Consider the following 26,712-nt stretch of genomic DNA (forward strand, 5'->3'; position numbering starts at 1 on the left):
GCGCTCGGCCGGTCACCATCGCGAACGGGCGATCCCGTCGCCGGGCCCGCGCGTTCCCACCGGTGCGGCCGGTGTCAGCCGGTGCGGCGGGCACGCACGACCACGTCGTGCAGCTCCACCGCCCGCCCACGGGGGCGGACGGTCCGGGTCGTCTCGTAGGCGGCGTCGATCCGCCACTCCGGTGCGGTGAACAGCGCCGCGATCCGGGTCCGGTCGGCGGTGGCCCGCTCGGGGTGGTCGTCGTGGCCGCCGTGCAGGTGCCCGACGACGAGCAGGGTGCCTCCGGGGGCGACCCAGGAGCCGATCCTGCGGTAGAGCGCGTACTGTCCGGTCTCGGTGTGGGCGTAGCTGGTGACCACCAGATCCCAGGTCCGGCCCGGCTCCCAGCCGGTCAGATCGGCCTCGACCCAGTCCACCCGGTCGGCCAGGCCGGCCCGGCCGGCGGCGGCGGACAGCGCCGCGGACGAGATGTCGGCACCGGTGACCTGCCAGCCCCGGGAGGCCAGCCAGATCGCCTCGGCCCCGGTGCCGCACCCGGCGTCCAGCGCGGTGCCGGTACGCAGGTGGGTGGTCTCGGCCGGGAGGTAGGGGTTCACCGGCAGGTCGCGCCCGCCGCCGTCGGCGGACGGCGTCCAGTGCCGCTCCCAGTAGGCCTTGTCGAACGTGTGCATCGCGCATCCTCCGGTCCCGTGGCGCGCCCTCGGCGCCGGGGCCAGGATCGGCACCGCCCCGCGAGATCGGCAAACCTTCTTGCCGAATGGCAAACTCGCCGGGTGAACGAGTCTCCCCGGCAGACCCTCGACACCGTCGGCCCGCGTCTGAAGCAGCTGCGGCTGCACCGCGAGGTCACCCTCACCCGGCTCGCCGGGGAGACCGGGATCTCGGCCAGCACCCTGTCCCGGTTGGAGGCCGGGATCCGCCGCCCGACACTGGAGCAGCTGCTGCCGCTGGCCCGCTACTACGGCGTCACCATCGACTCCCTGGTCGACGCCCCCCGCACCGCCGACCCGCGGGTCGACCTGCGCCCGACGGCGTGCGGCGAGACGGGGCGGTCGTCATCGGGCTGACCCGCCGCCCCCGAGGTGTCCAGGCCTACAAGTTCGTGCTCCCCACCGGCAGCGACGACACGCTGCCCGATCCGCGCTCGCACGAGGGCCACGACTGGGCCTACGTCCTCAACGGCACCCTGCGCCTGGTGCTCGGCGACCAGGACCTGCTCCTGCAGGCGGGGGAGGCGGTGGAGTTCGACACGCGCACACCGCACTGGTTCGGCGCGACCTCGAGCGGCCCCGTGGAGTACCTGAGCCTGGTCGGACGCCAGGGCGAGCGGGTGCACGTGCGACGGGGATGACCGCCGCTCCGGTCGCGCACGACGACACCCCCGCACGTACCGGTCGCGATCCGGTACGTACGGGGGTGTGCGTCTGTCGCTATGCCGCGGCGACCGCGTCGCGGTCGCCGGTGTCGGCGGGTCGGCACCCGCTGAGCGGGCACGGTGCCGGAGCCCAGGAGGTCGTGGCGGACGCGGGGGCGAGCCCCGCGAACGGCCAGCGGCCGGCGAACCTCTGGAGGTACCAGAACACGAACAGGTGGTCCGGCTCCGCCGGGTCGACGACGAACTGCGGAGAACCGCCGAGGTCGTCCACCCAGGCGGCGTACGCGTTCGCGACCTGCCCCGGCGGGCGGGCGGCCCGGCGGGTGAGGAGCCAGTCCTCGGCCCGGCTGCGCCAGTTCTCCAACGCGACCGGGTGCAGGGTGGCCCCCGGCAGTTCGCGGAGGTTCGCGGAGAAGGTGCCGACCACGACCCCGCCCGCGCCGTACGCGGTCGAGGTCAGGGTGAGCAGGGAGTGCGGGCCCGGGATCGGGCCGTCGGTGTGGACGTGCGTCGTCACGTGTGGCGACGCCGATGATGCGAGGGGCATGACGGATCCTGTGCGTCGTTGGAGCTGGTGACGGCTCACGGCGCGGCACAGGCCTGCGTGGTGAGCGGATCCGCGGCGCGGTACTCCGCGTGGCGGGGTGTCCGGGCCCCGTGGATCGGGCACACGGGTTCGGCTGTGGAGTTGTGCGGTATGCAGTTGGACGGTGTTCGGTCGAACCGCGGGCACCTGTCCGGTGTGCGCGGCGCAACGACGCTAGGGCTGCGTCGGGCGTCCGGTCAATGCGTGTCCCAGGGAGCGGGATCGGTGCGCAGCCGGCCCAGGACGATCACGTCGACCCGGGCGCCGTCGACCTCCCACGCCTCGCGCATCCGTCCCTCGTGGACGAAGCCCAGCGCGGCGGCGAGGGCGGCGGAGGCGCGGTTCGGCTCGGCGTGGAGGTAGGTGACCCGGTGCAGGCCGAGTCCGCCGAACCCGAACCGGACGACCGCACCGACGGCCGTGCGGGCCAGTCCCCGCCCGCGGGCGGCGGGCAGCGTCCAGCAGCGCACCTCGGCGGTGCCGTGCACCGGGTCGAGCTGCTCCAGCGTGACCTCGCCGAGCATCTCACCGGTGGTCGGCTCGGCGACGGCCCAGGCGTAGCGCGAACCGCGGGCCCAGCCGTCGATCCGGTCCGCGACGTGCGCGGTCACGGCGTCGTCGAAGCCCGGGGACGCCGGGTCGGGGCGGTTGCGCCAGCGCCGGATCTCCGGGTCCCGCGCGGACGCGGCGACGGCCGGGCGGTCGTCCACCCGGTCGTCGTGCCGCAGGCCGCGCAGATACCAGGACCCGGCGTTGATCTCGACCGGATCGAGCGACAACGGCGTCAGTCCCAATCTTCGTTCCGCACGCTTCTCAGGGCCGATTCTTCGTTCCGCACGCTTCTCTCAGCGCCGATCTTCGTTCCGCAGGCTTCTCTCAGCGCCGATTCTTCGTTCCGCAAGCTTCTCTCAGTCCTTGATCTCGCAGATCACGGTCCCCTGGGACACCGAGGCACCCTGTTCGGCGGTGAGTCCGGTGACCGTGCCGTCCTTCGTGGCGGTGACCGGGTTCTCCATCTTCATCGCCTCCAGCACGACGATCAGGTCACCCGCGGAGACGGTGTCACCGTCGGAGACCGCGACCTTGATGATCGTGCCCTGCATCGGCGCGGTGACGGCGTCACCGGAGCCCTTCGCACCGCCGCCCTTGCCCACCCGCTTGCGCGGCGCCGCCTTGCGCCCGGCGGGCCCGCCGCCACCGCCGAGTGCGAGATCACCGGGCAGCGAGACCTCCAGCCGGCGGCCGCCGACCTCGACGACGACCTTCTGCCGCTCGGCACCGTCCTCGTCGGCCCCGGCGCCGCCCTCGAAGGGGGGCACCGTGTTGTTCCACTCGGTCTCGATCCAGCGGGTGTGCACGGCGAAGTCCTCGGCGGACTCGGCGGTGAAGGCGGGATCGGCGGCGACCAGCCGGTGGAACTCCAGCACGGTCGCCATGCCCTCGACCCGGAACTCGTCCAGCGCGCGGCGGGCCCGCTCCAGGGCCTGCCTGCGGTCGGTGCCGGTGACGATCAGCTTCGCCAGCAGCGAGTCGAACTGCCCGCCGATCACCGAGCCGTCCTCCACGCCCGCGTCCACCCGCACGCCGGGGCCCGCCGGGTACCAGATCCGCTCGACGGTGCCCGGGGCCGGGAGGAAGTTGCGCCCGGCGTCCTCGCCGTTGATCCGGAACTCGATCGCGTGCCCGCGCGGCGCCGGGTCGTCGGTGATCTCCAGCTCCTTGCCCTCGGCGATCCGGAACATCTGCCGGACCAGGTCGATCCCGGTGGTCTCCTCGGAGACCGGGTGCTCGACCTGCAGCCGGGTGTTCACCTCCAGGAAGGTGATCATCCCGTCCTCACCGATCAGGAACTCGACGGTGCCCGCGCCGTAGTAACCGGCCTCCTTGCAGATGGCCTTGGACGCGTCGTAGAGCGTCCGGCGCTGCTCGTCGGTGAGGAACGGCGCGGGGGCCTCCTCCACGAGCTTCTGGAACCGGCGCTGCAACGAGCAGTCGCGGGTGCCGACAACGACCACGTTGCCGTGCTGGTCGGCCAGCACCTGGGTCTCCACGTGCCGGGGCCGGTCCAGGTAGCGCTCGACGAAGCACTCACCGCGCCCGAACGCCGACGTCGCCTCGCGGACCGCGGACTCGTAGAGCTCGGCGACCTCGGAGCGCTCACGGGCCACCTTCATCCCGCGGCCGCCGCCGCCGAACGCGGCCTTGATCGCGACCGGGAGGCCGTGCTCGTCGGCGAAGGCGAGCACCTCGTCGGCGTTCGCGACCGGGTCCTTGGTGCCGGGGACCAGCGGCGCCCCGGCACGGGTGGCGATGTGCCGGGCGGTGACCTTGTCACCGAGGTCGCGGATCGACTGCGGGGACGGCCCGATCCAGGTGATGCCGGCGTCGATCACGGCCTGGGCGAAGTCGGCGTTCTCGGAGAGGAAGCCGTAGCCGGGGTGGATGGCGTCCGCACCGGCCTGCTTCGCGGCACCGATCACCTTGTCGATGTCGAGGTAGGACTCGGCGGCGGTCGACCCACCCAGTGCGAAGGCCTCGTCGGCGAGCCGGACGAACATGGCGTCCCGGTCCGGGTCGGCGTAGACGGCGACGCTCGCCAGACCCGCGTCCTTCGCGGCTCGGATCACACGAACGGCGATCTCGCCCCGATTGGCGACGAGCACCTTGCGCAGTGCGGGCACGGTTCGAACTCCTCCGGTCGCAGGCGCCGTCCCGGTGCTCCGGCGCTGGGTTACCGGCGAGTGTAAGAGCCCGACACCGGATCGTTCCCTGTGAGGGCTGTGGCGAAGGCAACTCGCCCCGGGCGGGGGTCGTCCCTGACCTCGTCGTGATCGGTCCAGAGGTGAGTGGGACCACGCACTGCTCCGTCCGTGTGCGGTCGGGAACCAGGACCGTCCCCGCAACTCCACACCCCCCAGTGGTGGAGTTGCGGGGACCGTCGAACCCCGACCCCCGGGGCAGTTCGATGCCGCGGTCAGCCGCGCCCGAGGGCGACGACCCGCTGTGCGGCCAGTTCCTCGGCGAACGCCGGTTCCGCGGCGAACATCGCGCCGAGCCCGAACGCGCCGACGCTCAGCGCCGCCGCGGCGGGGCCGATCACCGCCCAGTCCGGGTGCATCGACGGCGACAGCTCAGGGTTCTGCTCCCGTACCCGGCGCAGCGCCTCGTCGCCGGCCCGGGTGCGCACCGGCACCCGCGTGCCGAGCAGGACGGTCACCGCGATCATGGCCAGGGTCACGACCAGCAGCGCGCCGACCGGACGTGCGTACGCCGCACCGGCCAGGACCCGGACCAGCCCGAGGGCGGCCACCAGCCCGGGCAGGACCGCCGCCGAGCGCAACCGGTCCCGGTCGGACGGGCCCAGCACCAGGCCGGCCGCTTCGAGCCGCCGGGCGATCCGGTGCAGCTCGGCGGCGACCGCGGCGTGCGTGCCCAGGCTGCGGCACGGGATGAGCCGATGGGCGCAGCGATGGATCGCCCGCTGCAGCCCGGTCGCCGATCGGGTCAGCGGGCCGCCCGCCCGGACCTGGCCCGGGGTGCGGCAGGACGTGACGACGGTGCCGTCGACGTGCATCGCCGACAGCGCCGCGTAGACCGCGAGGCGCGGACCGCCGTGGAGATGGGCGACGTCCTCCGGGCGGCCCTCGACCGCCCGGACCCCGGCCGGGTCACCGGCGACGATGCGGGCGCGGTACCAGCAGGCCAGCACCGTCACGACGACGGCCAGCAGCAGGTAGACCACGAGGAAGGTGGCGGCGCTGACACCCCAGGTCTCGCCGGTCAGGTTCGTACCCATTCCGACCTCCCCGTGCAGGTCCGCGCGCTTCGTCGTTCGAAGCAGTGTGCGCCCGCTCACGAGGTGGCTCGCCGGATTTCACAGAGACTTGAGGTTCGCCGGAGCGAACGGCGCAGCCCCGCCCGGCCGGGCTCCGCCGTTCGGACCAGACCGGAAATGCGTCAGGCTGTCGCTGCTCGTACCTGCCGCTTGATCCGGGCGAGCATCGCCGCGATCCCGCGCAGCCGTAGCGGGCTCACCGCATCGGCCAGGCCGAGATCGGTGTAGAAGTCGTCCGGCACGGCCAGCACGGCCTCGGCCGGCTCGCCGTCCAGCCCGGTGTGCATGATCGACGCGAACCCGCGGGTGGTCGGCGCCTCCGGCGGCGCCGAGAAGTAGAGGTGCACCGGACGGTCACCGCCGTCGCCGACCTCGACGGCCAGGAACAGCGGTGACTGGCACTCGTGCACCTGCTCCATCGAGTCCGCGGCGTCGGCGTACCGGTCGGGCAGCTCGGGCAGCTCCCGGGAGAGCTCCAGCAGCAGCTGCAGCCGGTCCTTGGGGCCGAGCGCGGCGAAGTCGTCGACCAGCTCGGCGAGCGCCGGTGGGAGGCTCACCCGCGCTCCTCGCCCTGGACGATCGGCACGCGCACGGCGTTGCCCCACTCGGTCCAGCTGCCGTCGTAGTTGCGGACCCGGTCGAAGCCCAGCAGGTAGGTCAGGACGAACCAGGTGTGGCTGGAGCGCTCGCCGATCCGGCAGTAGGCGATGACGTCGTCGGAGGCCTTCAGGCCCTGCTCCTGCTCGTAGATCGCGGCCAGCTCGGCGCGCGAGCGGAACGAGCCGTCCTCGGCGGCGGCCCGGGCCCACGGCACGCTCGCCGCACCCGGGATGTGACCGCCGCGGACCGCCCCCTCCTGCGGGTAGTCGGGCATGTGCAGCTTCTCGCCGGTGTACTCCTGCGGGGAACGGACGTCGACCATCGGCTTGCCGAGATGGGCCAGCACGTCCTCCTTGAACGCGCGGATCCCGGTGTCGTCCCGCTCGACGACCGGGTAGTCGGCCCGCGCCGGGGTGGGGGTCTCGGTGGTCGTCTCGCGCCCCTCGGCGATCCACTTCGAGCGCCCGCCGTCGAGCAGTCGCACGTCGGGGTGCCCGAACAGGGAGAAGACCCACAGCGCGTACGCGGCCCACCAGTTGTTCCGGTCGCCGTAGACGATGATCGTGGTGTCCCGGCTGATGCCGCGCTCGGACATGATCTCGGCGAAGCGTTCCCCGTCGACGTAGTCGCGGGTCACCGGGTCGTTCAGCTCCGTGTGCCAGTCGACCTTCACCGCACCCGGGATGTGCCCGGTGTCGTAGAGCAGCACGTCCTCGTCGGACTCCACGACGACGATGCCCGGGTCGTCGAGGTGCCCGGCCAGCCACGAGGTGGTGACCAGGCGCTCCGGATGCGCGTACTCGGCGAGCTTGGGGTCGGGGTCGTTCGTGACAGCCATGGCGGGAGGGTAACCGCGCGGCCGGGCACCCACACGCCCGCTCAGACCCCGAAGTCGGAGTCGTCGCCGTCGGGCCGCGGACCCGTGGATCGTGCGCTCCTCGCCTGCGCCACCTTCTCCGGGTCGCGGGTGTTCCAGGCGGCCTCGGCGGCGAGCACCTTGCGCCGGGCGCCCGCCTCGTCGAACGGCGGGAACGGGGGACGGGAACCGTCGCTCACCAGGACTCCTTGCGCCAGAGGTCGACCGGGCTCACACCGATCCCACCGAGCAGCCTGCGGACCAGCGGAAGGCTGATCCCGATCACGTTCGACGGGTCGCCGTCGATGCCGTCGACGAACCAGCCGCCGAACCCGTCGAGGGTGAAGGCGCCCGCCACGTTCAGCGGCTCCCCGGTGCCGAGGTAGGCCTCGAGCTCCTCGGGGGACGGCTCGGCGAACCGGACACCGGTCACCGCGTGCCCCTCCGCCTCCTTGGCGACCGCGCCGCCGACGAGCAGCAGCACCGCGTGCCCGGTGAGCAGCTCACCGCTCCGCCCGGCCATCGCCGACCAGCGGCGGCGTGCGGTGTCGGCGTCACCGGGCTTGCCGACCAGTTCACCGTCGACGAGGAGCATCGAGTCGCAACCGATCACGAGCGCGTCCGGCTGCTCACCGGCGATCCGTGCGGCGACCGCCGCCGCCTTGGCCGCGGCGAGCAGGGTGACCTTGCGGGCCGGATCGGCGTCCGGATGTGCGGCGAGCAGCGCGTCCTCGTCGACGTCGGAGACCTCGACGAGCGGATCGGCACCTGCGGCCCGGAGCACGCCGAGCCGGGCGGGGGAGGCGGAGGCGAGAACCAGACGCACGGGTGGACCCTATCCGCCCGCGGTGCTGCGCCGCCGATCTCGCGGGACGCGCCCGCCCACCGGCTACCTCAGCGGGGCATCCCCGAGGCGCGCCACGCCCCGCGCCCCGCGACCAGCGGGGCCCGCAGCTGCGACGCCGGGTGCGACCACAGGTCCGGCGCGGCCGGGGCCCGCTCCGGCGCAGCCGCGCTCGTCGCCGCCGCGACGACGGCGGTGAGCGCGGCCAGCTCGTGGTCGTCGGGGTCGCCCCGGACCACCCGGAACAGCGCGCGGCGTTCCTCCGGGGTCCGGTCCGGTGCCTCCCCGCCGTTCACAGCGGGATGTTCCCGTGCTTGCGGGTCGGACCCTGCTCCCGCTTGGTGGCCAGCATCCGCAGCGCCCGGCCGACGTAGCCGCGGGTGTGCGACGGCGGCACGACGGCGTCGATGTAGCCCCGGTCGGCCGCGATGTAGGGGTTGCAGAGGGTGTCCTCGTAGTCCTGCTGGAGCTCGGCGCGACGGGCGGCCAGCTCGTCGCCCTCCAGGCCCTTGAGCTCCTTGCGGTACAGGATGGACACCGCGCCCTGCGCCCCGGTCACCGCGATCTGCGCGGTCGGCCAGGCGATGTTGACGTCGGCGCCCAGGTGCTTGGACCCCATCACGTCGTACGCCCCGCCGTAGGCCTTCCGGGTGATCACGGTGACCTTCGGGACGGTGGCCTCGGCGTAGGCGTAGATCAGCTTGGCACCGCGCCGGATGATGCCGTTCCACTCCTGGTCGGTACCCGGGAGGAAGCCCGGCACGTCGACGAAGGTCAGCACCGGGATGTTGAACGCGTCGCAGGTGCGGACGAACCGGGCCGCCTTCTCCGAGGCGTCGATGTCCAGGCAGCCGGCGAACTGGGTCGGCTGGTTCGCGACGATGCCGACGCTGCGGCCCTCGACCCGCGCGTAGCCGATCACGATGTTGGGCGCCCACAGCTGCTGGACCTCGAGGAAGTCCTCGTCGTCGACCACCCGGTTGATGACCTCGCGGATGTCGTAGGGGGTGTTCGCCGAGTCCGGGATCAGGGTGTCGAGCTCACGGTCGGAGTCGGTGATGCCGTCCGCGATCGAGCCCTCGACCGGCTCCGGGGCCGGGAACGAGGGCGGCTCGGACAGGTTGTTCGACGGCAGGAAGCTGAGCAGCTGCTTGACGTAGTCGAAGGCGTCCGACTCGTCGCCCGCCAGGTAGTGCGCGACGCCCGATTTCGAGTTGTGCGCCCGGCCGCCGCCGAGCTCCTCCATGTCGACGTTCTCACCGGTGACGGTCTTGATCACGTCCGGGCCGGTGATGAACATGTGGCTGGTCTCGTCGACCATCACGGTGAAGTCGGTGATGGCGGGGGAGTACACCGCACCGCCCGCGCAGGGGCCCATGATCAGCGAGATCTGCGGGATCACCCCGGAGCTGCGCACGTTGCGGGTGAAGATCTCGCCGTAGAGGCCGAGCGCGACCACGCCCTCCTGGATCCGGGCGCCGCCGCCGTCGTTGATCCCGATCATCGGGCAGCCGATCTTGGCGGCGAGGTCCATCACCTTGACGATCTTCTCGCCGTAGACCTCGCCGAGCGCCCCGCCGAACACCGTGGCGTCCTGCGAGAACACCGCGACCGGGCGACCGTCGATCGTGCCGGTGCCGGTGACCACGCCGTCGCCGAACGGGCGCTTGTCGGCCATCCCGAAGTTCGTCGACCGGTGCCGGGTCAGCGCGTCCAGCTCGACGAACGAACCGGGATCGAGGAGCTGGTCGATCCGCTCGCGCGCGGTCTGCCTGCCCTTGGCGTGCTGACGCTCGACGGCGGCGGCGGACCCGGCGTGGATCGCCTCGTCGAATCGCTGGTAGAGATCGGCGAGCTTGCCCGCCGTGGTGTGCACGTCAGGCGCGGCCCCACCGTCGTCCGGGGTCGCCATCGGCTCCGTTGCGGCGCTCATGAGGCGGGAGCCTAACCCGCCCGATGACGGCCGACCGTGGTGATGTGCGCCGCAGTGCACCCGGGACGTGTCCCGAGCGTTATCGATCCGGGTCCTGCCGAGGGCGACGGTGTGCGGCCGGGCCGTTACGGTTCGCGGTGATGACGACCGGGACGAACCCCGACGAGGGTACCGACGAACCGCTGGACGTCTACGCCCTGCGCACGGCGGTGCTGCGTCCGGCGGGCGGCTGGACGGCGTTGGAGGTGGTCGCGTCGACCGGTTCCACGAACGCCGACCTGCTGGCCGAGGCCGGTCGCGGCGCACCGGACCGGTCGGTGCTGATCGCCGAGGCGCAGGTCCGCGGGCGCGGCAGGCTCGACCGCACCTGGACCTCGCGGCCCGGTGCCGCGGTGACGATGTCGGTGCTGTGGCGCCCCGAGGGGGTCCCGGCCGATCGGCTGGGCTGGTTGCCGATGCTGGCCGGGGTGGCGCTGGTGGACGCGATCTCCGAGGTGGGCCCTGGCGTCGAGGCCGTGCTGAAGTGGCCGAACGACCTGCTCGTCGGGCCGTCGCGGGGCAAGGCGGCCGGCATCCTGGCCGAGATGACGGCGGTGTCCGGTGGTGGCCCGGGTGTCGTGCTGGGCATCGGCCTCAACGTCGCCACTCCGGCGCACGAGCTGCCGTGGGGGGCGACCTCGCTGGCCGCGCACGGGTTGGGCGCGACCCGCGCGGAGGTCGTCGTCGCCCTGCTCGGCCACCTGTACCTGCGCGAGGCGCAGTGGCGCGACGCGGGCGGGGACGCCGACGCGTGCGGGCTCCGGTCGGACTACCGGTCCCGCTGCGCCAGCCTCGGCTCCCGGGTCCGGGTGGAGCGCCCCGGTGGTGACCAGATCGTCGGGACGGCCGAGGACGTCGACCCCCAGGGCAGACTGCTCGTGCACCCGGAGGACGGCGAGCGGGTCGCGGTCGCGGCCGGTGACATCGTGCACCTGCGCCCGGCCGACGGCCCCTAGCAGCGCCGCCGGCCGCACCTGTTGCGCTGACCTGTGCGGTCGCGCCGCGCGTCGACCCCCGCGGCCGGCCCGCGGCGCCCTACCGTCGGCACATGGCGTTCCCGGAGGACGTGCTCGGTGAGGACGAGCACGTCGTGGCGCACGGCGGACCGCACTGGCGGTTGTGCCTGCGCCCGGTCTGCGCGCTGCTGCTGGTGAGTGCCGTGGCCGGGTTCGCGGCGGCCGTGGTCCGGCTGCAGGTGTGGGCGCCGCAGGCGTGGGCGCTGCTCGGTGTGCTGGCCGGGCTCGCGCTGGCCCGCGCCACGGTGCTGCCGCTGGTCCGCTGGCGGTGTTCGCACCTGGCCGTGACGAACCTGCGGTTCCTCGTGCGGGAGGGCGTCACCGCCCGGGACGGGCTGGACGTGCCGATCGAGCGGATCGACGCCGTGCGGGTCCGCAGCACCTTTCTCGAACGGGTGCTGGGCTGCGGCACCCTGACCCTCGACGTGGCGGGCGAGCGGCTGAGGTTCGACCACGTCCCCGCCGTGGAGCGGGTACAGGCGCTGCTGCACCGCGAGATCGCGCGCGGGGAGCGGGCCCGGCGGGCCGCGGGGGAGACGGCGGGGGAGACGGCGGGGGAGACACAGCGCACATCCGGGCGGGGGCACGCGGACGCCGCGGTCCGGGAGAGGATGGGGGCGTGAGCAGCCTGCCGATGACGGTGCGCGACCCGGACCTGCCCGAGCGCGTCGAGATCTACGAGGTCGGTCCGCGCGACGGCCTGCAGAACGAGTCCGCGGTGATCCCGGTGCAGGTCAAGGCCGAGTTCCTGGACCGGCTCGCCGACGCGGGTCTGCGCACCCTGGAGGCGACCAGCTTCGTGCACCCGAAGTGGGTCCCGCAGCTCGCCGACGCCGCCGATCTGCTGGCCCGGTTGCACCGCCGCGACGGGCTGGACTACCCGGTGCTGACGCCGAACGAGCGCGGCCTGGACCGGGCGATCGAGGCGGGCTGCGACCACGTGGCGGTGTTCGCCTCGGCCACCGAGACGTTCGCGAAGCGCAACCTCAACCGCACCCTCGACGAGCAGTTCGCCATGTTCGAGCCGACCGTCACCCGCGCGGTACGGGAGGGGCTGCGGGTGCGGGCGTACGTGTCGATGGTGTTCGGCGACCCGTGGGAGGGCGGCGTCGACCCGGACCAGGCGGCCGCGGTCGGCGCCCGGCTGATGGAGATGGGCTGCGACCAGCTGTCGCTGGGCGACACGATCGGTGTCGCGACGCCGGCGCACGTCGGTGCGGTGCTCGACGCCTGCGCCGAGCGCGGCGTCGGGGTCGACCGGATCGCGGTGCACTTCCACGACACCTACGGCCAGGCGCTGGCCAACACGCTGGCCGCGCTGCGCCGTGGGGTCACGACGGTGGACGCCAGCGCCGGCGGCCTGGGCGGCTGCCCCTACGCCGGCTCGGCGACCGGCAACCTCGCCACCGAGGACCTGGTGTGGATGCTCGACGGCCTGGGGATCGCCCACGGCGTCGACCTGCGGGCGCTCGTCGCCACCAGCACCTGGATGGCCGGGCACCTGGGCCGCCCGTCGCCGTCGCGGGTGGTCACGGCCCTGGCGCAGGGTTCCTGACCGCGTACATGCCGGTGAACCTCGACCGGTAGACCAGCCGGTCGTCCGATGTGCGGGTCATCGTGCCGCGCAAGGTGATCAACCCCAGCTCCGGGCGGCTGCGGGAGACCCGCGCGTCGAGCACCTCCATCGCCGCGGCCAGCTCGTCCCCGGCGAACACCGGGGCGGGCCAGGCGATCTCGTCGCCACCCGGCGACCCGAGCCCGGCGGAGCGGGTGAGCAGGTTGTCGACGTAGGCACGCATCCACAGGCCCGCGGTGAACCAGCCGGACGCGGCCAGACCGCCGAAGACCCGCTCGCCGGCCTCGGGGTCCAGGTGGAAGGGCTGCGGATCGAACCGGCGGGCGAAGGCCACCATCTCCGCCTCGTCGACCACCGTCGTCCCCAGGTCGAACACCGATCCGGGGACGAGGTCCTCGAAGTACAGCTCAGCCACCGAGCACCCCCAGCACGTCGTCGTGCAGCAGTCCGTTGCTGGTCAGCCCGTGCCCGCCGGCGTAGGTCGGGTTCCCGCTCAGGTCGGTCAGCCGCCCGCCGGCCTCCGCGACGACGGCGGCGGGTGCGGCCAGGTCCCACGGGTTCGCGGCCGGCTCCACCGCCACGTCGAGCACCCCCTCGGCGACCAGGCAGTGCTGCCAGAAGTCCCCGAACGCCCGGGACTCCCAGCACTGCTCGGTGAGCGCGGTCCAGCCGTCCCGGGTGACCGGGCCGGGCTCGGTGCGGAAGGTCTCCTGGTCGGTGGTGGAGACGTAGGCGTCGCCGATCCGGGACACCCCGGACACGGCGATCCGGTGCGGTGTCCCGGACGGCAGGTCCCGCGCCCACGCCCCGGCCCCGGCCGCGCCCCACCAGCGACGGTGCAGCGCCGGCGCGCTGACCACGCCGACCACCGGGACGCCGTCGACCACCAGGGCGATCAGCGTCGCCCAGACGGGTACACCCCGGGAGAAGTTCTTGGTGCCGTCGATCGGGTCGATCACCCAGCCGCGCCCGGTCGGCGCCCCGGTGCTCGCGCCGCGTTCCTCACCGAGGACCGCGTCCCGTGGGCGTTCGTGGCCGAGCGCGGCGCGGATCGCGTCCTCGGCGGCGGTGTCGGCGTCGGTCACCGGCGTGCGGTCCGGTTTGCGGCTCACCCGCAGGTCGGCGGCCCGGAACCGGGGCAGGGTGATCGCGTCGGCGAGGTCCGCCAGCCGCAGCGCGAGATCGAGGTCACGCGGTTCGGCGGGCACGTTCTGCTCGGGGCTCACGTTCGGCGAGCATGCCAGTCCACACCTTCGGCGCTGCGCCCCAGTCCCGGCCGGGCAGCCCTATGCTCGGCACGATGACCATTGTGGTGCTTGCCGAGGACGATGCGGCGATCGCCGAGCCGCTCTCCCGCGCACTGCAGCGGGAGGGGTACGACGTCGAGGTCGTGGCGGACGGGCCCGGGGCGCTGGACCGGGTGACCCGTGACCCGGTGGACCTGCTCGTGCTCGATCTCGGGCTGCCCGGGATGGACGGTCTGGAGGTGTGCCGGCGCGTCCGCGCCGCCCGGTCCGATCTCCCGGTGCTGATGCTCACCGCGCGCACCGACGAGGTCGACTTCGTGGTCGGCCTGGACGCCGGCGCCGACGACTACGTCTCCAAGCCGTTCCGGCTCGCCGAGCTGCTCGCCCGGGTGCGCGCGCTGCTGCGCCGGCGCACCCAGGACGTGGTCGAGGTCGACGGCCTGCGGATGGAGCTCTCCGGGCGCCGGGTGCTGCTCGACGGTGCGGAGGTGACCCTGGCGAACAAGGAGTTCGAGCTGCTGCGGGTGCTGATGACGCACGCCGGGCAGGTCGTCACCCGGGAGGAGATCCTGCACGCGGTGTGGGGTGACGCCGACATGAAGTCGTCGAAGACGCTGGACATGCACATGTCGTGGCTGCGCCGCAAGATCGGCGGCGAGAAGCGCATCGCGACCGTCCGCGGCGTCGGCTTCCGGTACAACGCGGACTGACCGGTGCGCCGCCGGATCCTGGTCTCGACGCTGCTCACCGTCGCGGTGACGGCGCTGTTCCTGGGCGGTCCGCTGGCGCTCGCGACCTGGCAGCTGGTCGAGGACTTCACCCGCGCCGAACTGACCCAGCGGCTCGAACAGCTGACCGGGACCCTGGAGGACAGCGGGACCGCCACGCCCCCGCCGGGTGCGATCGAGCTGGCGATCCCGGCGAACAGCAGGCTCACCATCGAGGTCCCGGACGCGCCGACGGCCGAGTACGGCGTGCGCGAGGTCGTCGACCCGGTCGCCGAGTCGCTGCCGTTCGGCCCGGGCGGCACGATCACCCTCGCCCAGCCGACCGCGATCATGCGGGCCCAGCAGACCCAGGTCGTGCTCGTCGTGATGCTGCTGGTGGGTTTCTCGGTGACGGTCGGGACCGGGGTAGCGATCTACACCGCGCGCCGGCTGTCCGATCCGCTGCGCGATCTCGCGGCGCGCGCCGCGCGGCTCGGCGCGGGCGACTTCCGCCGCTCCCCGGCCCGCTACGACATCGCCGAGCTGGACCGGGTCTCGGAGGTGCTCGACTCGTCGGCCACCGCGCTGGCCCAGCTGCTGCAGCGTGAGCGGGCACTGGTCGGGGACGTCTCGCACCAGCTGCGCAGCCGGATCACGGCGCTGCAGCTGCGGCTCGACGAGCTCTCCACCCATCCCGATCCGGACGCCCGCCGGGAGGCCCTGGCGGCGCTGGAGCAGACCGAACGGCTCACCGCGGTGCTGGACGACCTGCTGGACTCCGCCCGCGCCGCCCGCGCGGTGGGCGCCGAGCCGGTCGATCTGGCCGAGGCGCTGGAGGAGGTCGCGCAGGAGTGGCGGGTGCCGTTGTCGCGGGCCGGGCGCTCGCTGCGGGTGCGGGTGCCGGACGGCATGCTCGCCCGGGTCACCGCGGCCCGGCTCCGGGAGGCCGTGGGTGCGCTGGTGGACAACTCGGTGCAGCACGGCGACGGTCAGGTGACGATCAGCGCGCGGGCCGCGGACAACGCGTTGCAGGTCGAGGTCTCCGACGCCGGGCCGGGTGTGCCGGAGGAGCTCGTGCCGCACGTGTTCGACCGCGGGGTGTCCGCGCAGTCGTCCACCGGGCTGGGGCTGGCGCTGGCCCGCACGCTGGTGGAGGCCGACGGCGGGCGGCTGGAGCTCCACCGGGCCCGCCCGCCGGTCTTCCGGATCTACCTCCCGCCCGCCCGCACCGACGACGTCGCAGCCGGTGCCTCGGTCGCGGAGCGGGGCGGGCCCCGGTAACCGATGGGGAGCGCGGGCGTCACGACGACGCTGCCCCCTGTCCGGCGAACTGCTTCCTGATCTCCGCCTTCAACACCTTGCCGATCTTCGAGCGCGGCAGGTCGGGCCAGACCTCGATCTGCTTCGGTGTCTTGACGCCACCGATCCGGGTCCTGACGAACGACGTCAGCTCCGTAGCGTCGAGCTCGGCACCGGGCCGCAGCTGGAGGACGGCGGTGACCCGCTCGCCCCACTTGTCGTCCGGCAGCCCGACGACGGCGCAGTCGGCGACCGCGGGATGGGCCATCAGCGCCTGCTCGACCTCGGCGGAGTACACGTTGAACCCGCCGGTGATGACCATGTCCTTCGCGCGGTCGACGATGAACAGGAACCCGTCGTCGTCGAGATAGCCGATGTCACCGGTGTGGTGCCAGCCGTGTGCCGAGGCCTGCGCGCTGGCCTCGGGGTCGCGGTGGTAGCCGCGCATGACCAGCGAGCCGCGGACGACGATCTCACCGCGCTCGCCCCGGCCGAGCAGCCGGCCGGCGTCGTCCATGATCGCGACGGTCACCAGCGGTGCGGGACGCCCGGCCGAGGCCAGCCGGCCCCGTGCGGGGCGTCCGTCGGGGCCGAAGTGGTCCTCCGGGGCCATCGTCGAGATCATCATCGGTGCCTCGGTCTGCCCGAAGAGCTGGGCCATCACCGGTCCGATCCGGGTGAGCGCCTCCTCCAGGCGGGCCACCGACATCGGCGCGGCGCCGTACCAGAAGCACTGCAGCGACGACAGGTCCCGCCCACCCAGCGAGGGATGGTCGAGCACCATGTAGATCAGCGTCGGTTGCAGGAAGGTGTGCGTGACCCGGTGCTGCTCGACGTGGTCGAGGAAGCCCCGACGTCCGGGCTGCGCATCACGACGACCGAACCGCCGCGGCACAGGACCGGGAAGCACAGCACCCCGGCGGCGTGGGTGAGCGGGGCGAGCGCCAGGTAGGTCGGTCGCCCGCCGCGCGGCGGCCACGGGTAGCTCATCAGCGTGATCGCCGTCATCGTCTCGATGTTCGTGCCGGTCAGCACGACACCCTTGGGGCGCCCGGTGGTGCCCCCGGTGCCGACGATCATCGCCACGTCCTCCGGGCAGGACCGGTCGACCGGGCCGGCCCCGCGGGCCAGGAAGCTCTCCCAGCCGAGCGCCCACCCGGGGTCCCCGTCCAGGCAGACCAGGGTCCGCAACCCGGGCAGGTCGTGCCGGACCGCGTCCACCAGCGGCGCGAACGACGCCTGGAAGATCAGCACCGAGCACCCGAACAGGTCGAGCAGCTCCCGGTTCTCGGCGGCCTCGTTGCGCGGGTTGACCGGGCACCACACCGCGCCCGCCCGGCTGATCCCGAACACACAGGTGAACGCGGTCGGGTCGTTCGCGGACAGCACGGCCACCCGGTCGCCCGGCTCGACCCCCGCGGCGACGAGGGCGGCGGCGATGCGGTCGCCGAGCCCGCGCACCTCGCCGTAGGTCCGGACCACACCCTCGCAGACCAGGCACGGTGCGTCGGGGCCCAGCGAGAAGCCCTTGTCCAGGTGGTCGATCAGCCGCATCTCACATGCCCATCCCGCCGTCGACGGGCAGCCCGGCACCGTTGACGAAGCGGGCGGCGTCGGAGGCCAGGAAGGCGACCGCGTCGGCGATGTCGGTGACCTCGCCGAGCCGGCCGGACGGGGTCAGCTCGACCACCGCGCCGACGGCCGCCTCCGGGCTCTCGAACAGCCCGAGCCCGGAGGTCTCGACGGCCAGCTTCTGCCCCATCGCGGTCGGGACGAGCCCCGGGTACACGCAGTTGACCCGCACCCCGTAGCCGAGCTTGCCCGACTCCATCGCCGCGACGCGGGTCAGCCGGTCGACGGCGGACTTGGTGGCCGAGTACCCGCCGATCGCGGGGAACGCGATGGTCGCGGCGACGGAGGCGACGTTGACCACGGTGCCGCCGCGCCCGGCCCGACCACCGGGGCGCATCGCCCGGAAGGCGTGCTTGATCCCGAGCGTCGTGCCGATCACGTTGATCTCCAGCATCCGGCGCACGTCGTCCGGTTCGGTGTCGACGAGCAGCTGGGTGACCTCGATCCCGGCGTTGTTGACCACGACGTCGAGGCCGCCGAACCGCTCGACGGTGGTGGCGACGGCGGCGGTCCACGACGCGTCGTCGGTCACGTCGAGGTGGACCGAGCCGTGCTGCTCGCCGAGCGCCTCGGCGAGCTTGGCCCCGAGCTCCTCCTGGATGTCGGCGACCACGACGCGTGCCCCCGCGGCGGCCAGCGCGCGGGCCATGCCCTCGCCCAGGCCCTGGGCACCTCCGGTGACGAGTGCGGTGCGGCCGGTCAGATCGATCTGAGTCACTGGCACTCCTGTGTGCGGGTGATGGGGACCACGCCATGGCGACGATGTATCCGGCTGTCCAGATTTCTCTGGTCAGGTGTCAAGTTTTCTGTGACCGGTCGTCCTGGGATCGGTTAGAGTCCGCGACATGGCGCGGGCGAATCCGGTCGACAAGCACGACGCACGTCGTCGTGCGCTGGCGGACTCCGCGCTGCGGACGCTCGGTGAGCTCGGCTACGCCAGGGCGTCGCTGCGTGAGATCGCGAACAACTCGCCGTTCAGTCACGGCGTGGTGCACTACTACTTCGCCGACAAGTTGGACCTGATCGTCTACTGCGTGCGGCAGTACAAGGCCGTCTGCGTCACCCGCTACGACGGTGCGGTCGCCGACGCGACGACCGCGGACGGGCTGGTGGCGGCGTTCGCCGACCGGCTGTGCGAGACGATCGTCGACGACGCCCCGATGCACCGGCTCTGGTACGACCTGCGTGCGCAGAGCATGTTCGAGGAGAGCCTGCGCGAGGCCGTCGAGCAGATCGACCGCACCCTGGAGGACATGGTCGGGCGGGTCGTCGCCCGCTACGCCGAGCTCGCCGGCACCGAGCCCTCGCTGCCGGCGCACACCGCCTACGGAATGCTCGACGGCGTCTTCCAGCAGGCCCTGCTCGGTCACCTGTCGGGTGAGCCGGCGGCCCTCGACACGCTGCGCGCCGAGGTGCACCAGATCATGCCGTTGCTGGTGCGGGCCGGCCGCCCGGGGCTCGTCCGGGTCTAGTCGGCGGGCGGCGGCACCGGCTGGCGGCGCACGAACTGCTCCGGCCAGACGAACCGGCGGAACGCCCACCAGCGGAACGCCATCCCGGCCAGGGTCCCCACGATCTGCCCGGACACGAAGTCCGCGATCTCCTGGGTGAACAGCGAGACCCCGGGGACCTGTAGTTCGAGCACGTACCGCGAGATCGCCAGCGGCGCCGAGTACACCGCCACCCCGGCCCCGCTGATCAGGAAGAACAGCGCGGCCTCGTGGTGGCGTTCGCGCCCGCCCCTGGTACGGAACGACCACTCCCGGTTGAGCACGTACGACACGATCGTCGCCACCAGCACCGCGAACACCTTCGCGGTGACCGGCTTCGTGTCCAGCACCGTCGTCTTGAGCAGCAGGAAGACCACGGTGTCGATCACCCAGGTGGTGCCGCCGACCATCAGGAACTTGATGAGCTCCCGGTGTTTGATGGCCTTGTCGCGGTACGGCTGGGGGATCCGAGCGAGCGTCGCCTCCACCACCGTCACGTGGGCGATCGTGCCAGATTAGGCTGCACGTCCTGTGGAGAGGGTTGACAGCGCAGGGAAGAGCGGGCTGCCCACGGTCGGCATGGTCGGCGGCGGGCAGCTGGCCCGGATGACCGCCCAGGCCGCCGTCGCGCTCGGGCAGACGCTGCGGGTGCTGGCGGCCTCGCCGGACGATCCGGCGGCCCGGGTGACACCCGACGTCGTCGTCGGCGATCCGGACGACGGCGCCGCGCTGCGCGAGCTCGCCAGCGGTTGTTCGGCCGTCACCTTCGACCACGAGGGCGTCCCGCAGGAGGTGCTCCGCCCGCTGGCCGAGGCCGGGATCCCGCTGCGGCCGCCGCCCTCGGCGCTGGTGCACGCGCAGGACAAGCTGGTGATGCGCAGGCGGTTGTCCTCGATGGGCCTGGCGGTGCCGGAGTTCACGGTCGTGGAGAGCGCGGCCGACGTGGACGCGTTCGGTGCGGCGCACGGCTGGCCGGTGGTCCTCAAGGCCACCCGTGGCGGCTACGACGGCCGGGGTGTCTGGTTCCTGCGCGGCCCGGACGCCGCGCTGGTCACCGACCTGCTCGACCGCGGCACCCCGCTGATGGCCGAGACGGCGGTCCCGATGGTCCGGGAGCTGGCGGCGAGCGTCGCCCGGTCGCCGTTCGGTCAGGCGGCCGCCTGGCCGGTGGTGGAGACCCTGCAGGTCGACGGCCAGTGCGCCCGGGTCACCGCGCCCGCCCCCGGGCTCGCCGACGACGCGGCCGCGCGGATCCAGGAGATCGCCCTGCGGATCGCGGCGGAGCTCGGCGTCGTCGGGTTGATGACGGTCGAGCTGTTCGAGACCGGCCCCGGCGAGGTCGTGATCAACGAGCTCGCGATGCGGCCGCACAACTCCGGGCACTGGACCATCGAGGGATCCGTCACCTCGCAGTTCGAGCAGCACCTGCGGGCGGTGCTCGACTACCCGCTCGGTGCGACCGCCCCGGTCGCCCCGGTGGCGGTGATGGCGAACGTGCTCGGCGCGCCCGAGGAGCCCGTGATGTCGATGGACGAGCGGTTGCACCACTGTTTCGCCCGGTTCCCGGACGCGCGGGTGCACCTCTACGCGAAGGACGGCAGGCCGGCCCGCAAGATCGGTCACGTGACCGTGCTGGGCTCCGACGAGCGGACCGTGCGGGAGCGCGCCGAGCTGGCGGCCGGCTGGCTGGCCACGGCGCGCTGGGCCGACGGCTGGTCCGCGCACGCCGACGACCCCCGAAAGGACTCCTGATGGCCGAGGCGAGCACCCCCCGGGTGGGTGTGGTCATGGGCAGCGACTCCGACTGGCCCGTGATGAGCGCGACCGGCGCGGCGCTGGACGAGTTCGGTGTGCCGTGGGAGGTCGGCGTCTACTCGGCGCACCGCACCCCGCAGCGGATGCTCGACTACGCCGCCTCCGCGGCCGACCGCGGGCTGCAGGTGATCGTCGCCGGCGCCGGCGGTGCGGCCCACCTGCCCGGGATGGTCGCCGCCGCGACCCCGCTGCCGGTGATCGGTGTCCCGGTGCCGTTGAAGTACCTCGACGGGATGGACTCGCTGCTGTCCATCGTGCAGATGCCCGCCGGGGTGCCGGTGGCGACCGTCGCGGTCGGGAACGCCCGCAACGCGGGCCTGCTCGCCGTGCGGATCCTCGGGGCGGGCGACGAGACGCTGCGGCAGGCGATGATCGAGTTCCAGGCCGACCTGGAGCGCACCGTGCTGGACAAGGACGCGGCGCTGCGGGCCACCGCCCGCGGCGAGGCCTGAAATCTCCTGGCGCCACCGCTGAACTCGCGACTACCGTGGCGGTACACGGGAAAGGAGGTGGTCCGAGCAGATGAGCTACAGGACACGTGAGGTGGCCCTCAGCTAGCACCACGTTCTGCCGGGCGGGGAGTCCCGCCCCCGGAGACGGTCGTGGAAGCCGGTGTGGTGCCGGCAATACCAGACGGTCACCCGTGATCCCCGGGTCCGAAGCATCGGCCCGGGGATCACGCATGTCCGAGGTCAGCCGGTCTGCCGGTCGGGGTTGCGTTCCAGCACCTGCGCCGCCCGCTCCAGCCGCCGGGTGAGGTCGGCCAGGTCCGGCTCGGTGGCGCCGGCGAGCGGGAGCATCGGCGCGACCCGGCGGAAGTGGTCGACGCAGGCGGGCAGGTCGGCCTCGCGGGCGCCGTCGGCCAGCCAGCGGCGCAGTGCCTGGTTGTGCGCGGCGACCAGCGCCGCCGCGGTCACCGCGGCGCGCAGCTCGCCGTCCGGTTGGCCGGCCAGCCGGACGGCGAGCTCGCGGGTGAACAGCCGCCGGTAGTGATGTACCGACGCGGCCTCCCGGTCGCGCAGCGCAGGCACCGTGCCGACCAGCGCGAACCGCAGCCGTGCCACCTCCGGGTCCTCGGTGTAGAGCCCGAACACGGTCTCCGCGGCACGCAGTGCCAGCGACGGCAGCGGTTCGTCCGGGTGGGCGCCGGCGAACACCTCGCCGATCCGGGCGAGTCCGCGTCCGTGGTCCGGTGAGAGCGCGTCCTCCTTGCCCCGGAAGTAGCGGAAGAAGGTCCGCCGGCCGACACCGGCCGCCGCTGCGATGTCGTCGACCGTGGTGTCGTCGTAACCCCGCTCGGTGAACAGCCGAGCGGCTGCGGCGACCAGCCCTCGCCGGACCTCCGCACGTCCCTCCGGGGAACGCCCGCGGCGAGTGCTGCTCGTCATGGCACGGAGGGTAGCAAGATACGTTGCTCTGTGGCACGGAGTGCCGTTAGCATCCGTGCTATGAACAGCGACTTCGACAGCTACCGGCTCAGTGACGAGCACCAGGCCCTGCGCGAGGCGGTGCGTGACCTGTCGGAGAAGGAGATCGCTTCGCACGCCGCCGAGGTCGACGAGCAGGGCCGGTTCCCGGTCGAGGCCCGTGACGCGCTGGTCAGGGCCGGGTTCCACGCCGTGATCATCCCGGAGGAGTACGGCGGGCAGGGGGCCGACGAGCTTGCCGGGTGCATCGTGATCGAGGAGGTCGCCCGGGTCTGTGCCTCGTCGTCGCTGATCCCCGGGGTGAACGGGCTGGGCCTCACCCCGGTGCTGCTGTCGGCGTCGGACGACCTGAAGAAGCAGGTCCTGCCCTCGGTCGCCGCCGGTGACGCGATGGTCAGCTACGCGCTCTCCGAGCGGGAGGCGGGCTCCGACGCCGCCTCGATGAAGACCAGGGCCCGTCGCGACGGCGACGAGTGGGTCCTCAACGGAACCAAGTGCTGGATCACCAACGCCGGCGAGTCCACCTGGTACACCGTCATGGCGGTCACCGACCCGGAGAAGAAGGCCAACGGGATCTCCGCGTTCGTCGTGCACCGCGACGACCCGGGGTTCGAGGTCGGCCCGAAGGAGCGCAAGCTCGGCATCCACGGTTCGCCGACCCGCGAGATCTACTTCACCGACTGCCGGATCCCCGCCGACCGGATCATCGGCGCGGAGGGCACCGGCTTCAAGACCGCGCTGCGCACCCTCGACCACACCCGGCCGACGATCGGGGCGCAGGCCGTGGGGATCGCGCAGGGCGCGCTGGACGTCGCGACGCAGTACGTGAAGGAGCGCAGGCAGTTCGGCAAGGCACTCGCCGAGTTCCAGGGGCTGCAGTTCATGCTGGCCGACATGGCCATGAAGGTGGAGGCCGCGCGGCAGCTGGTGTACGTCGCGGCGTCGCGTGCCGAGCGCAACGAGCCGGACCTGGGCTTCATCTCCTCCGCCGCGAAGTGCTTCGCCTCCGACACCGCGATGCAGGTGACCACCGACGCCGTCCAGCTGCTCGGCGGGGCCGGGTACACCCGGGACTTCCCGGTCGAGCGGATGATGCGCGACGCGAAGATCACCCAGATCTACGAGGGCACCAACCAGATCCAGCGGATGGTGATGGCGCGCAACCTGCTCAAGTGAGGTGCGCGGGGCGTCGCACGCCGTGCTGCGCCCCGCTCATACGGACGCCGTCGCGCTGTGCGCGAACACCAGGCCCAGCCACGACCAGCCCACCCCGATCACGACGCGCTGGACCAGCCCGGTGCGCGGGTCGTCGTTCTCCCAGGCGGACCCGAACACACGGAACCCCACCATCAGCAGCACAGCTGTCACACCCGAGTACCACCGCCAGCCGGTGTCGCCGAGCGTGAGGGCGGCGACCGCGGCCGCGACCGGCAGCGTGAGGAAGACGACCGCTCCGGCGTGGTCGTGCAGGTCGTGCCGGCGGGACGTGTGCTCCGGCGTGCCGCCGGGTGCCCCGGGGGGATAGCCGCGCATCGGATCCATCGGGAACACCCCGGACGCGACCAGTCCCAGTCCGAAGAGCCCGACGGCCAGGCCGAGCAGGACGGTGTCCGGCACGAGCGCGACGGCACCGGCCGTGATCGCGAGCCCGCAGACGACGAAGTTCGCCGTCTGGATCCCGCCGCGTGGTCCCAGCGCGAGCGCGCTGACCGGATGCCGGATCGGGCTGTAGCCCGGCCGCGTGGCGCCGTCGACCAGGAAGGTGACGACGAACAGCCATGAGCCGAGCGCCCCGGTCCACAGCAGTGCGCTCACGGAACCGTTCTATCCGACGCGAGGTGTGCGGCGCACCATGGGGCCGTGACGCTCGACTGGCTGCTCGACTCCGACCCGGCACTGCGCTGGCAGGTCGAGCGGGACCTGCTCGGCGCGCCGGCGCAGGTCTGGGAACGGACCAGGAGCCGGGTCGCGACGGAGGGGATCGGCGCACGATTGCTCGCCCGTCAGGACCCGGACGGCCGCTGGGCGGGCGGCGCCTACTTCCCTGCCGAGCCGTCCTCGGTGGAGGGGCAGCCCTGGACCGCCACGACCTGGTCGCTCACCGCGCTGCGCGAGTGGGGGCTGGACCCGCAGGTGCTGCGTGAGCGCCGCACGGTCGAGTTGCTCGAACGGCACTGCCGCTGGGAGCGCGACGACCTCCCCTACTGGGAGGGCGAGGTCGACTGCTGCATCAACGCCGCCACGCTCGCCAACGGACTGTGGCTCGGCCGGGACATCGAGCCGCTCGCCCACCGGTTCGTCGAGCACCGCCTCGACGACGGCGGTTGGAACTGCGACCGGGTGGACGGTGCACGGCGCTCGTCGTTCCACTCGACGCTGAACTCGCTGATCGGGCTCCTCGCGCACGAGATCGCGACCGGTGGCGGCGAGGCGACCCGCGCGGCGCGCCGGGCGGGCGAGGAATCCCTGCTGAGCCGTCGCCTGCTGTACCGCCGTTCGACGGGCGAGCGGGTCGGGTCCTGGGTGGACCGGTTCGCCTTCCCGTTTCGCTGGCGCTACGACGTGCTCCGGGCGACCGACCACTTCCGTCGTGCTGCCGCGCTCGACGGGGGGCCTCCGGATCCCCGGCTCGCCGAGGCGATCGAGCTGGTCCGCTCCGCGCAGCGGGCCGACGGCCGCTGGCCGCAAGGTGTACGGGATCCGGGCGCGGTGTGGTTCGAGGTGGACGTGCCGGCGGGGGAGCCGTCGCGGTGGCTGACGTTGTACGCGCTCCGGGTGCTCGGCTGGTGGGAATCCGAGGGCCAGAGTGCTCGATAGAACGTCTGGTGGTGCGCTAGAGTTCGAACATGCGGTCGATGACTGGCGAGGCGGGGCGGGCCAGCTGTGCCCCGGTCAGCTGTGCACCGGCTCCACCTGACGATCCGGTCGTCCTCGCGCTCGAGTCGGTACTCGGTGTGCTGTCCGGCCTTCCCGGCGTGCCCGGTGGTGTCGATCCCGGTACTGGTCCCGGCACTGCCGTCGCCGTTCCGGCCGTCCGGATCGACCGGATCGCGCTGTTCGAGCGCCTCCGTGCCGTGGTCGCCGCCGGTCACGGTGCGGAGATCGTCGCGTTCGCGCGTGCCGTGGTCGAGGAGGGCATCGCCGGCGGGGATCTCGATCCGCGCACCGCGGAGCGGGGGATCGCCGACCAGGTGGCCTTGGCCTGCCGCATCTCCCCGTCGGCCGGCTCGCGCCGGCTCGGCAGCGCCCGCGCGCTGCACCTCGACCTGCCCCGGGTGTGCGCCCTGCTGCGGGCGGGGCGGATCAGCGAGGAGGTCGCCGAACACGTCGTGTCGGAGACCCGCCGCCACCTCGACCGGCAGGCCCGGCGTTCGGTCGACGAGCAGATCGTCGGCGCCGGCATCCACGAGCTCGGCCGCCGGGCCGCGGCCGCGCTCGCCCGGCGTCTGGCCTACGAGCACGATCCGGCGGCCTACGTCGCCCGTGGCCGCACCGCGCGCAAGGACCGCCGGGTCGGCCTGCGGCCTGCGCCGGACACGATGGCGGTGCTCTCGGCCTGTCTCCCGGTCGAACAGGGCGTCGCCTGCCTCGCCGCGCTGCGACGCCATGCCGACTCGGTCGTCGCCACCGGCTCCGACCGCAACCGCGACCAGGTCATGGCCGACACGCTGGTCGAGCGGCTGACGGGGCAGCAGCGGGCGACCGACGTGAACGTCGAGCTCGGCATCGTGATCGAGGTCGACGACCTGGTCGATCCCGCTGCCGGTGGCACCGCCGAGATCGTCGGGCACGGGCCGGTCCCGGCCGGCATCGCGCGCGACATCCTTGCCGGGAGCGAGGGGCGGCACTGGTGGCGGCGGTTGTTCGCGCGTCCCTGCGACGGGCCGCTGGTCGGCGCCGATCCGCGACGCCGGTTCTTCGACGGGGTGCTCGCCGGCCTGATCCGGATCCGCGACGGCGACCGCTGCCGCGATCCCTTCTGCGACGCCCCGGCCCGGCACATCGACCACGTCGTCCCGGCCCGCCGGGGAGGGCCGACGAGCCTGGCGAACGGGCGGGCGGTCTGCGTCCGCGGCAACCTCGTCCGCGAGCTCCCGGGCTGGTCGGTCGAGGTGCTGGCCGACGGCCTGGGCAACCTGCCGCACACCGTGCGGACCACCACGCCGACCGGGCACACCTACCTCAGCCGGGCGCGCCGGTCCGGATCACGAGGACCGCGTCGGCGGGCCGGTCTCCGAGTGCTCGGTAGCCGTGCTCGCCGTCGTCGGTCCACGTCGCTGCTGCGCCGGCAGCCAGGCCGGCCTCCGCGCCTGCCCGCCCCGCCCGTGCGGCGCCGCGGGTCACCAGGAGGTGCTCGACGACGTGCGGGCCGTGTCCGGCGGAGACGTGCACGGCTCCCGGGGTCAGCGTGAGCGTGTAGCTCCCTAGAGTTCTG

Annotated in this window: 27 protein-coding genes and 3 pseudogenes; 12 read left to right on the top strand and 18 right to left on the bottom strand. The window is 73.2% G+C overall.

Going from position 1 to position 26,712, the window contains the following annotated elements:
* Positions 1 to 74 precede the first annotated feature (74 nt).
* The gene (locus tag AB0J24_RS03735; RefSeq protein ID WP_358674916.1) at positions 75 to 671 is read right to left on the bottom strand and encodes a class I SAM-dependent methyltransferase; all 597 of its coding nucleotides are present in this window, start codon (positions 669 to 671) and stop codon (positions 75 to 77) included.
* A gap of 102 nt (positions 672 to 773) precedes the next feature.
* Between AB0J24_RS03735 and AB0J24_RS03740 the strand changes: the two are divergent.
* A pseudogene (locus AB0J24_RS03740) lies at positions 774 to 1,351 on the top strand (XRE family transcriptional regulator).
* 79 nt (positions 1,352 to 1,430) lie between these two features.
* Here AB0J24_RS03740 and AB0J24_RS03745 read toward each other — a convergent pair.
* The 10 genes and pseudogenes from AB0J24_RS03745 to AB0J24_RS03790 all read right to left on the bottom strand — a co-directional run bounded on the left by AB0J24_RS03745 (position 1,431) and on the right by AB0J24_RS03790 (position 10,029).
* The gene (locus tag AB0J24_RS03745; protein WP_358674919.1) at positions 1,431 to 1,922 is read right to left on the bottom strand and encodes a hypothetical protein; all 492 of its coding nucleotides are present in this window, start codon (positions 1,920 to 1,922) and stop codon (positions 1,431 to 1,433) included.
* 236 nt (positions 1,923 to 2,158) lie between these two features.
* Positions 2,159 to 2,755 (bottom strand): GNAT family protein, encoded by a 597-nt coding sequence (locus AB0J24_RS03750; protein WP_358674922.1) that lies wholly within the window; start codon positions 2,753 to 2,755, stop codon positions 2,159 to 2,161.
* Positions 2,756 to 2,869: 114 nt separating this feature from the next.
* Positions 2,870 to 4,642, bottom strand: coding sequence for an acetyl/propionyl/methylcrotonyl-CoA carboxylase subunit alpha (locus AB0J24_RS03755; protein WP_358674925.1), 1,773 nt, complete (start codon positions 4,640 to 4,642; stop codon positions 2,870 to 2,872).
* A gap of 293 nt (positions 4,643 to 4,935) precedes the next feature.
* Positions 4,936 to 5,757, bottom strand: a complete 822-nt coding sequence (locus AB0J24_RS03760) for a TIGR04222 domain-containing membrane protein (protein ID WP_358674927.1) — start codon at positions 5,755 to 5,757, stop codon at positions 4,936 to 4,938.
* 161 nt (positions 5,758 to 5,918) lie between these two features.
* The gene (locus AB0J24_RS03765; RefSeq protein ID WP_358674930.1) at positions 5,919 to 6,353 is read right to left on the bottom strand and encodes a SufE family protein; all 435 of its coding nucleotides are present in this window, start codon (positions 6,351 to 6,353) and stop codon (positions 5,919 to 5,921) included.
* Positions 6,350 to 7,234, bottom strand: a complete 885-nt coding sequence (locus AB0J24_RS03770) for a sulfurtransferase (protein ID WP_358674933.1) — start codon at positions 7,232 to 7,234, stop codon at positions 6,350 to 6,352. The genes AB0J24_RS03765 and AB0J24_RS03770 overlap by 4 nt, the downstream gene beginning before the upstream one ends.
* Before the next feature lie 101 nt (positions 7,235 to 7,335).
* Positions 7,336 to 7,452, bottom strand: a pseudogene (locus AB0J24_RS03775) (DUF1348 family protein); the annotation flags it as partial.
* Positions 7,449 to 8,078 (bottom strand): Maf family protein, encoded by a 630-nt coding sequence (locus AB0J24_RS03780; protein ID WP_358674936.1) that lies wholly within the window; start codon positions 8,076 to 8,078, stop codon positions 7,449 to 7,451. The pseudogene AB0J24_RS03775 and the gene AB0J24_RS03780, both read right to left, overlap by 4 nt.
* 68 nt (positions 8,079 to 8,146) lie before the next feature.
* The gene (locus tag AB0J24_RS03785) at positions 8,147 to 8,392 is read right to left on the bottom strand and encodes an acyl-CoA carboxylase epsilon subunit (protein WP_358674939.1); all 246 of its coding nucleotides are present in this window, start codon (positions 8,390 to 8,392) and stop codon (positions 8,147 to 8,149) included.
* Positions 8,389 to 10,029 (bottom strand): acyl-CoA carboxylase subunit beta, encoded by a 1,641-nt coding sequence (locus AB0J24_RS03790; RefSeq protein WP_358674942.1) that lies wholly within the window; start codon positions 10,027 to 10,029, stop codon positions 8,389 to 8,391. The genes AB0J24_RS03785 and AB0J24_RS03790 overlap by 4 nt, the downstream gene beginning before the upstream one ends.
* A gap of 140 nt (positions 10,030 to 10,169) precedes the next feature.
* Between AB0J24_RS03790 and AB0J24_RS03795 the strand changes: the two genes are divergently transcribed.
* The 3 genes from AB0J24_RS03795 (at position 10,170) to AB0J24_RS03805 (ending at position 12,639) form a co-directional block, all read left to right on the top strand.
* Entirely contained in the window at positions 10,170 to 11,024 is an 855-nt protein-coding gene (locus AB0J24_RS03795; RefSeq protein ID WP_358674945.1) for a biotin--[acetyl-CoA-carboxylase] ligase, read from the top strand.
* A 92-nt stretch (positions 11,025 to 11,116) separates the two neighbouring features.
* Positions 11,117 to 11,707 (top strand): PH domain-containing protein, encoded by a 591-nt coding sequence (locus AB0J24_RS03800; RefSeq protein ID WP_358674948.1) that lies wholly within the window; start codon positions 11,117 to 11,119, stop codon positions 11,705 to 11,707.
* Positions 11,708 to 11,718: 11 nt separating this feature from the next.
* Positions 11,719 to 12,639 carry a hydroxymethylglutaryl-CoA lyase gene (locus tag AB0J24_RS03805; protein WP_358675418.1) on the top strand — a complete coding sequence of 307 codons (921 nt, stop codon included), beginning with the start codon at positions 11,719 to 11,721 and terminating at the stop codon, positions 12,637 to 12,639.
* On the opposite strand, the gene AB0J24_RS03810 is transcribed toward AB0J24_RS03805, so the two are convergent.
* Together AB0J24_RS03810 and AB0J24_RS03815 are read right to left on the bottom strand one after the other, a co-directional pair.
* Positions 12,614 to 13,075, bottom strand: coding sequence for a MaoC family dehydratase (locus tag AB0J24_RS03810; protein WP_358674950.1), 462 nt, complete (start codon positions 13,073 to 13,075; stop codon positions 12,614 to 12,616). The two genes, AB0J24_RS03805 and AB0J24_RS03810, sit on opposite strands and share 26 nt — an antisense overlap.
* Positions 13,068 to 13,886, bottom strand: coding sequence for an inositol monophosphatase family protein (locus AB0J24_RS03815; protein ID WP_358674953.1), 819 nt, complete (start codon positions 13,884 to 13,886; stop codon positions 13,068 to 13,070). The genes AB0J24_RS03810 and AB0J24_RS03815 overlap by 8 nt, the downstream gene beginning before the upstream one ends.
* A gap of 74 nt (positions 13,887 to 13,960) precedes the next feature.
* Between AB0J24_RS03815 and AB0J24_RS03820 the strand changes: the two genes are divergently transcribed.
* The gene (locus AB0J24_RS03820; RefSeq protein ID WP_358674956.1) at positions 13,961 to 14,617 is read left to right on the top strand and encodes a response regulator transcription factor; all 657 of its coding nucleotides are present in this window, start codon (positions 13,961 to 13,963) and stop codon (positions 14,615 to 14,617) included.
* 3 nt (positions 14,618 to 14,620) lie between these two features.
* Entirely contained in the window at positions 14,621 to 15,895 is a 1,275-nt protein-coding gene (locus AB0J24_RS03825) for a HAMP domain-containing sensor histidine kinase (protein WP_358674959.1), read from the top strand.
* A gap of 19 nt (positions 15,896 to 15,914) precedes the next feature.
* Here the strand turns inward: AB0J24_RS03825 and AB0J24_RS03830 are convergent.
* Positions 15,915 to 17,467, bottom strand: a pseudogene (locus AB0J24_RS03830) (long-chain fatty acid--CoA ligase).
* A gap of 1 nt (position 17,468) precedes the next feature.
* On the bottom strand, positions 17,469 to 18,263 hold the full coding sequence (locus AB0J24_RS03835; protein WP_358674962.1) for a glucose 1-dehydrogenase: 795 nt from the start codon (positions 18,261 to 18,263) through the stop codon (positions 17,469 to 17,471).
* A gap of 127 nt (positions 18,264 to 18,390) precedes the next feature.
* On the opposite strand from AB0J24_RS03835, the gene AB0J24_RS03840 reads away from it, so the two are divergent.
* Positions 18,391 to 19,017: a TetR/AcrR family transcriptional regulator gene (locus AB0J24_RS03840; protein ID WP_358674964.1), complete on the top strand. Its 627-nt coding sequence runs from the start codon at positions 18,391 to 18,393 to the stop codon at positions 19,015 to 19,017.
* Here AB0J24_RS03840 and AB0J24_RS03845 read toward each other — a convergent pair.
* Positions 19,014 to 19,532, bottom strand: a complete 519-nt coding sequence (locus AB0J24_RS03845; RefSeq protein ID WP_358674967.1) for a GtrA family protein — start codon at positions 19,530 to 19,532, stop codon at positions 19,014 to 19,016. The two genes, AB0J24_RS03840 and AB0J24_RS03845, sit on opposite strands and share 4 nt — an antisense overlap.
* Before the next feature lie 34 nt (positions 19,533 to 19,566).
* Between AB0J24_RS03845 and AB0J24_RS03850 the strand changes: the two genes are divergently transcribed.
* Both AB0J24_RS03850 and purE read left to right on the top strand, forming a co-directional pair.
* The gene (locus AB0J24_RS03850) at positions 19,567 to 20,787 is read left to right on the top strand and encodes a 5-(carboxyamino)imidazole ribonucleotide synthase (protein WP_358674970.1); all 1,221 of its coding nucleotides are present in this window, start codon (positions 19,567 to 19,569) and stop codon (positions 20,785 to 20,787) included.
* Positions 20,787 to 21,302 (top strand): 5-(carboxyamino)imidazole ribonucleotide mutase, encoded by a 516-nt coding sequence (purE, locus tag AB0J24_RS03855; protein ID WP_358674973.1) that lies wholly within the window; start codon positions 20,787 to 20,789, stop codon positions 21,300 to 21,302. The genes AB0J24_RS03850 and purE overlap by 1 nt, the downstream gene beginning before the upstream one ends.
* Before the next feature lie 240 nt (positions 21,303 to 21,542).
* Here purE and AB0J24_RS03860 read toward each other — a convergent pair whose 3' ends face one another.
* Positions 21,543 to 22,238 (bottom strand): TetR family transcriptional regulator, encoded by a 696-nt coding sequence (locus tag AB0J24_RS03860; RefSeq protein WP_358674976.1) that lies wholly within the window; start codon positions 22,236 to 22,238, stop codon positions 21,543 to 21,545.
* A 60-nt stretch (positions 22,239 to 22,298) separates the two neighbouring features.
* On the opposite strand from AB0J24_RS03860, the gene AB0J24_RS03865 reads away from it, so the two are divergent.
* Positions 22,299 to 23,453, top strand: a complete 1,155-nt coding sequence (locus AB0J24_RS03865; RefSeq protein ID WP_358674979.1) for an acyl-CoA dehydrogenase — start codon at positions 22,299 to 22,301, stop codon at positions 23,451 to 23,453.
* Between the two features lie 36 nt (positions 23,454 to 23,489).
* Here the strand turns inward: AB0J24_RS03865 and AB0J24_RS03870 are convergent, their stop codons facing one another.
* Positions 23,490 to 24,092: a DUF998 domain-containing protein gene (locus AB0J24_RS03870; RefSeq protein WP_358674981.1), complete on the bottom strand. Its 603-nt coding sequence runs from the start codon at positions 24,090 to 24,092 to the stop codon at positions 23,490 to 23,492.
* Positions 24,093 to 24,137: 45 nt separating this feature from the next.
* On the opposite strand from AB0J24_RS03870, the gene AB0J24_RS03875 reads away from it, so the two are divergent.
* On the top strand, positions 24,138 to 25,094 hold the full coding sequence (locus AB0J24_RS03875) for a squalene cyclase (RefSeq protein WP_358674984.1): 957 nt from the start codon (positions 24,138 to 24,140) through the stop codon (positions 25,092 to 25,094).
* Positions 25,095 to 25,123: 29 nt separating this feature from the next.
* Entirely contained in the window at positions 25,124 to 26,689 is a 1,566-nt protein-coding gene (locus tag AB0J24_RS03880; protein WP_358674987.1) for a DUF222 domain-containing protein, read from the top strand.
* Positions 26,690 to 26,712: the final 23 nt, after the last annotated feature.

It is taken from the genome of Pseudonocardia sp. NPDC049635 (assembly GCF_040659795.1).
GTDB lineage: Bacteria > Actinomycetota > Actinomycetes > Mycobacteriales > Pseudonocardiaceae > Pseudonocardia.

What these genes read in the sequence shown, in the direction of transcription:
- AB0J24_RS03735 (WP_358674916.1), bottom strand. Translation starts at nt 671, where the DNA reads ATGCACACGTTCGACAAGGCCTACTGGGAGCGGCACTGGACGCCGTCC.
- AB0J24_RS03820 (WP_358674956.1), top strand. Translation starts at nt 13,961, where the DNA reads ATGACCATTGTGGTGCTTGCCGAGGACGATGCGGCGATCGCCGAGCCG.
- AB0J24_RS03840 (WP_358674964.1), top strand. Translation starts at nt 18,391, where the DNA reads ATGGCGCGGGCGAATCCGGTCGACAAGCACGACGCACGTCGTCGTGCG.
- AB0J24_RS03805 (WP_358675418.1), top strand. Translation starts at nt 11,719, where the DNA reads ATGACGGTGCGCGACCCGGACCTGCCCGAGCGCGTCGAGATCTACGAG.
- AB0J24_RS03770 (WP_358674933.1), bottom strand. Translation starts at nt 7,234, where the DNA reads ATGGCTGTCACGAACGACCCCGACCCCAAGCTCGCCGAGTACGCGCAT.
- AB0J24_RS03760 (WP_358674927.1), bottom strand. Translation starts at nt 5,757, where the DNA reads ATGGGTACGAACCTGACCGGCGAGACCTGGGGTGTCAGCGCCGCCACC.
- AB0J24_RS03790 (WP_358674942.1), bottom strand. Translation starts at nt 10,029, where the DNA reads ATGAGCGCCGCAACGGAGCCGATGGCGACCCCGGACGACGGTGGGGCC.
- AB0J24_RS03800 (WP_358674948.1), top strand. Translation starts at nt 11,117, where the DNA reads ATGGCGTTCCCGGAGGACGTGCTCGGTGAGGACGAGCACGTCGTGGCG.
- AB0J24_RS03795 (WP_358674945.1), top strand. Translation starts at nt 10,170, where the DNA reads ATGACGACCGGGACGAACCCCGACGAGGGTACCGACGAACCGCTGGAC.
- AB0J24_RS03745 (WP_358674919.1), bottom strand. Translation starts at nt 1,922, where the DNA reads ATGCCCCTCGCATCATCGGCGTCGCCACACGTGACGACGCACGTCCAC.
- AB0J24_RS03880 (WP_358674987.1), top strand. Translation starts at nt 25,124, where the DNA reads ATGCGGTCGATGACTGGCGAGGCGGGGCGGGCCAGCTGTGCCCCGGTC.
- AB0J24_RS03860 (WP_358674976.1), bottom strand. Translation starts at nt 22,238, where the DNA reads ATGACGAGCAGCACTCGCCGCGGGCGTTCCCCGGAGGGACGTGCGGAG.
- purE (WP_358674973.1), top strand. Translation starts at nt 20,787, where the DNA reads ATGGCCGAGGCGAGCACCCCCCGGGTGGGTGTGGTCATGGGCAGCGAC.
- AB0J24_RS03865 (WP_358674979.1), top strand. Translation starts at nt 22,299, where the DNA reads ATGAACAGCGACTTCGACAGCTACCGGCTCAGTGACGAGCACCAGGCC.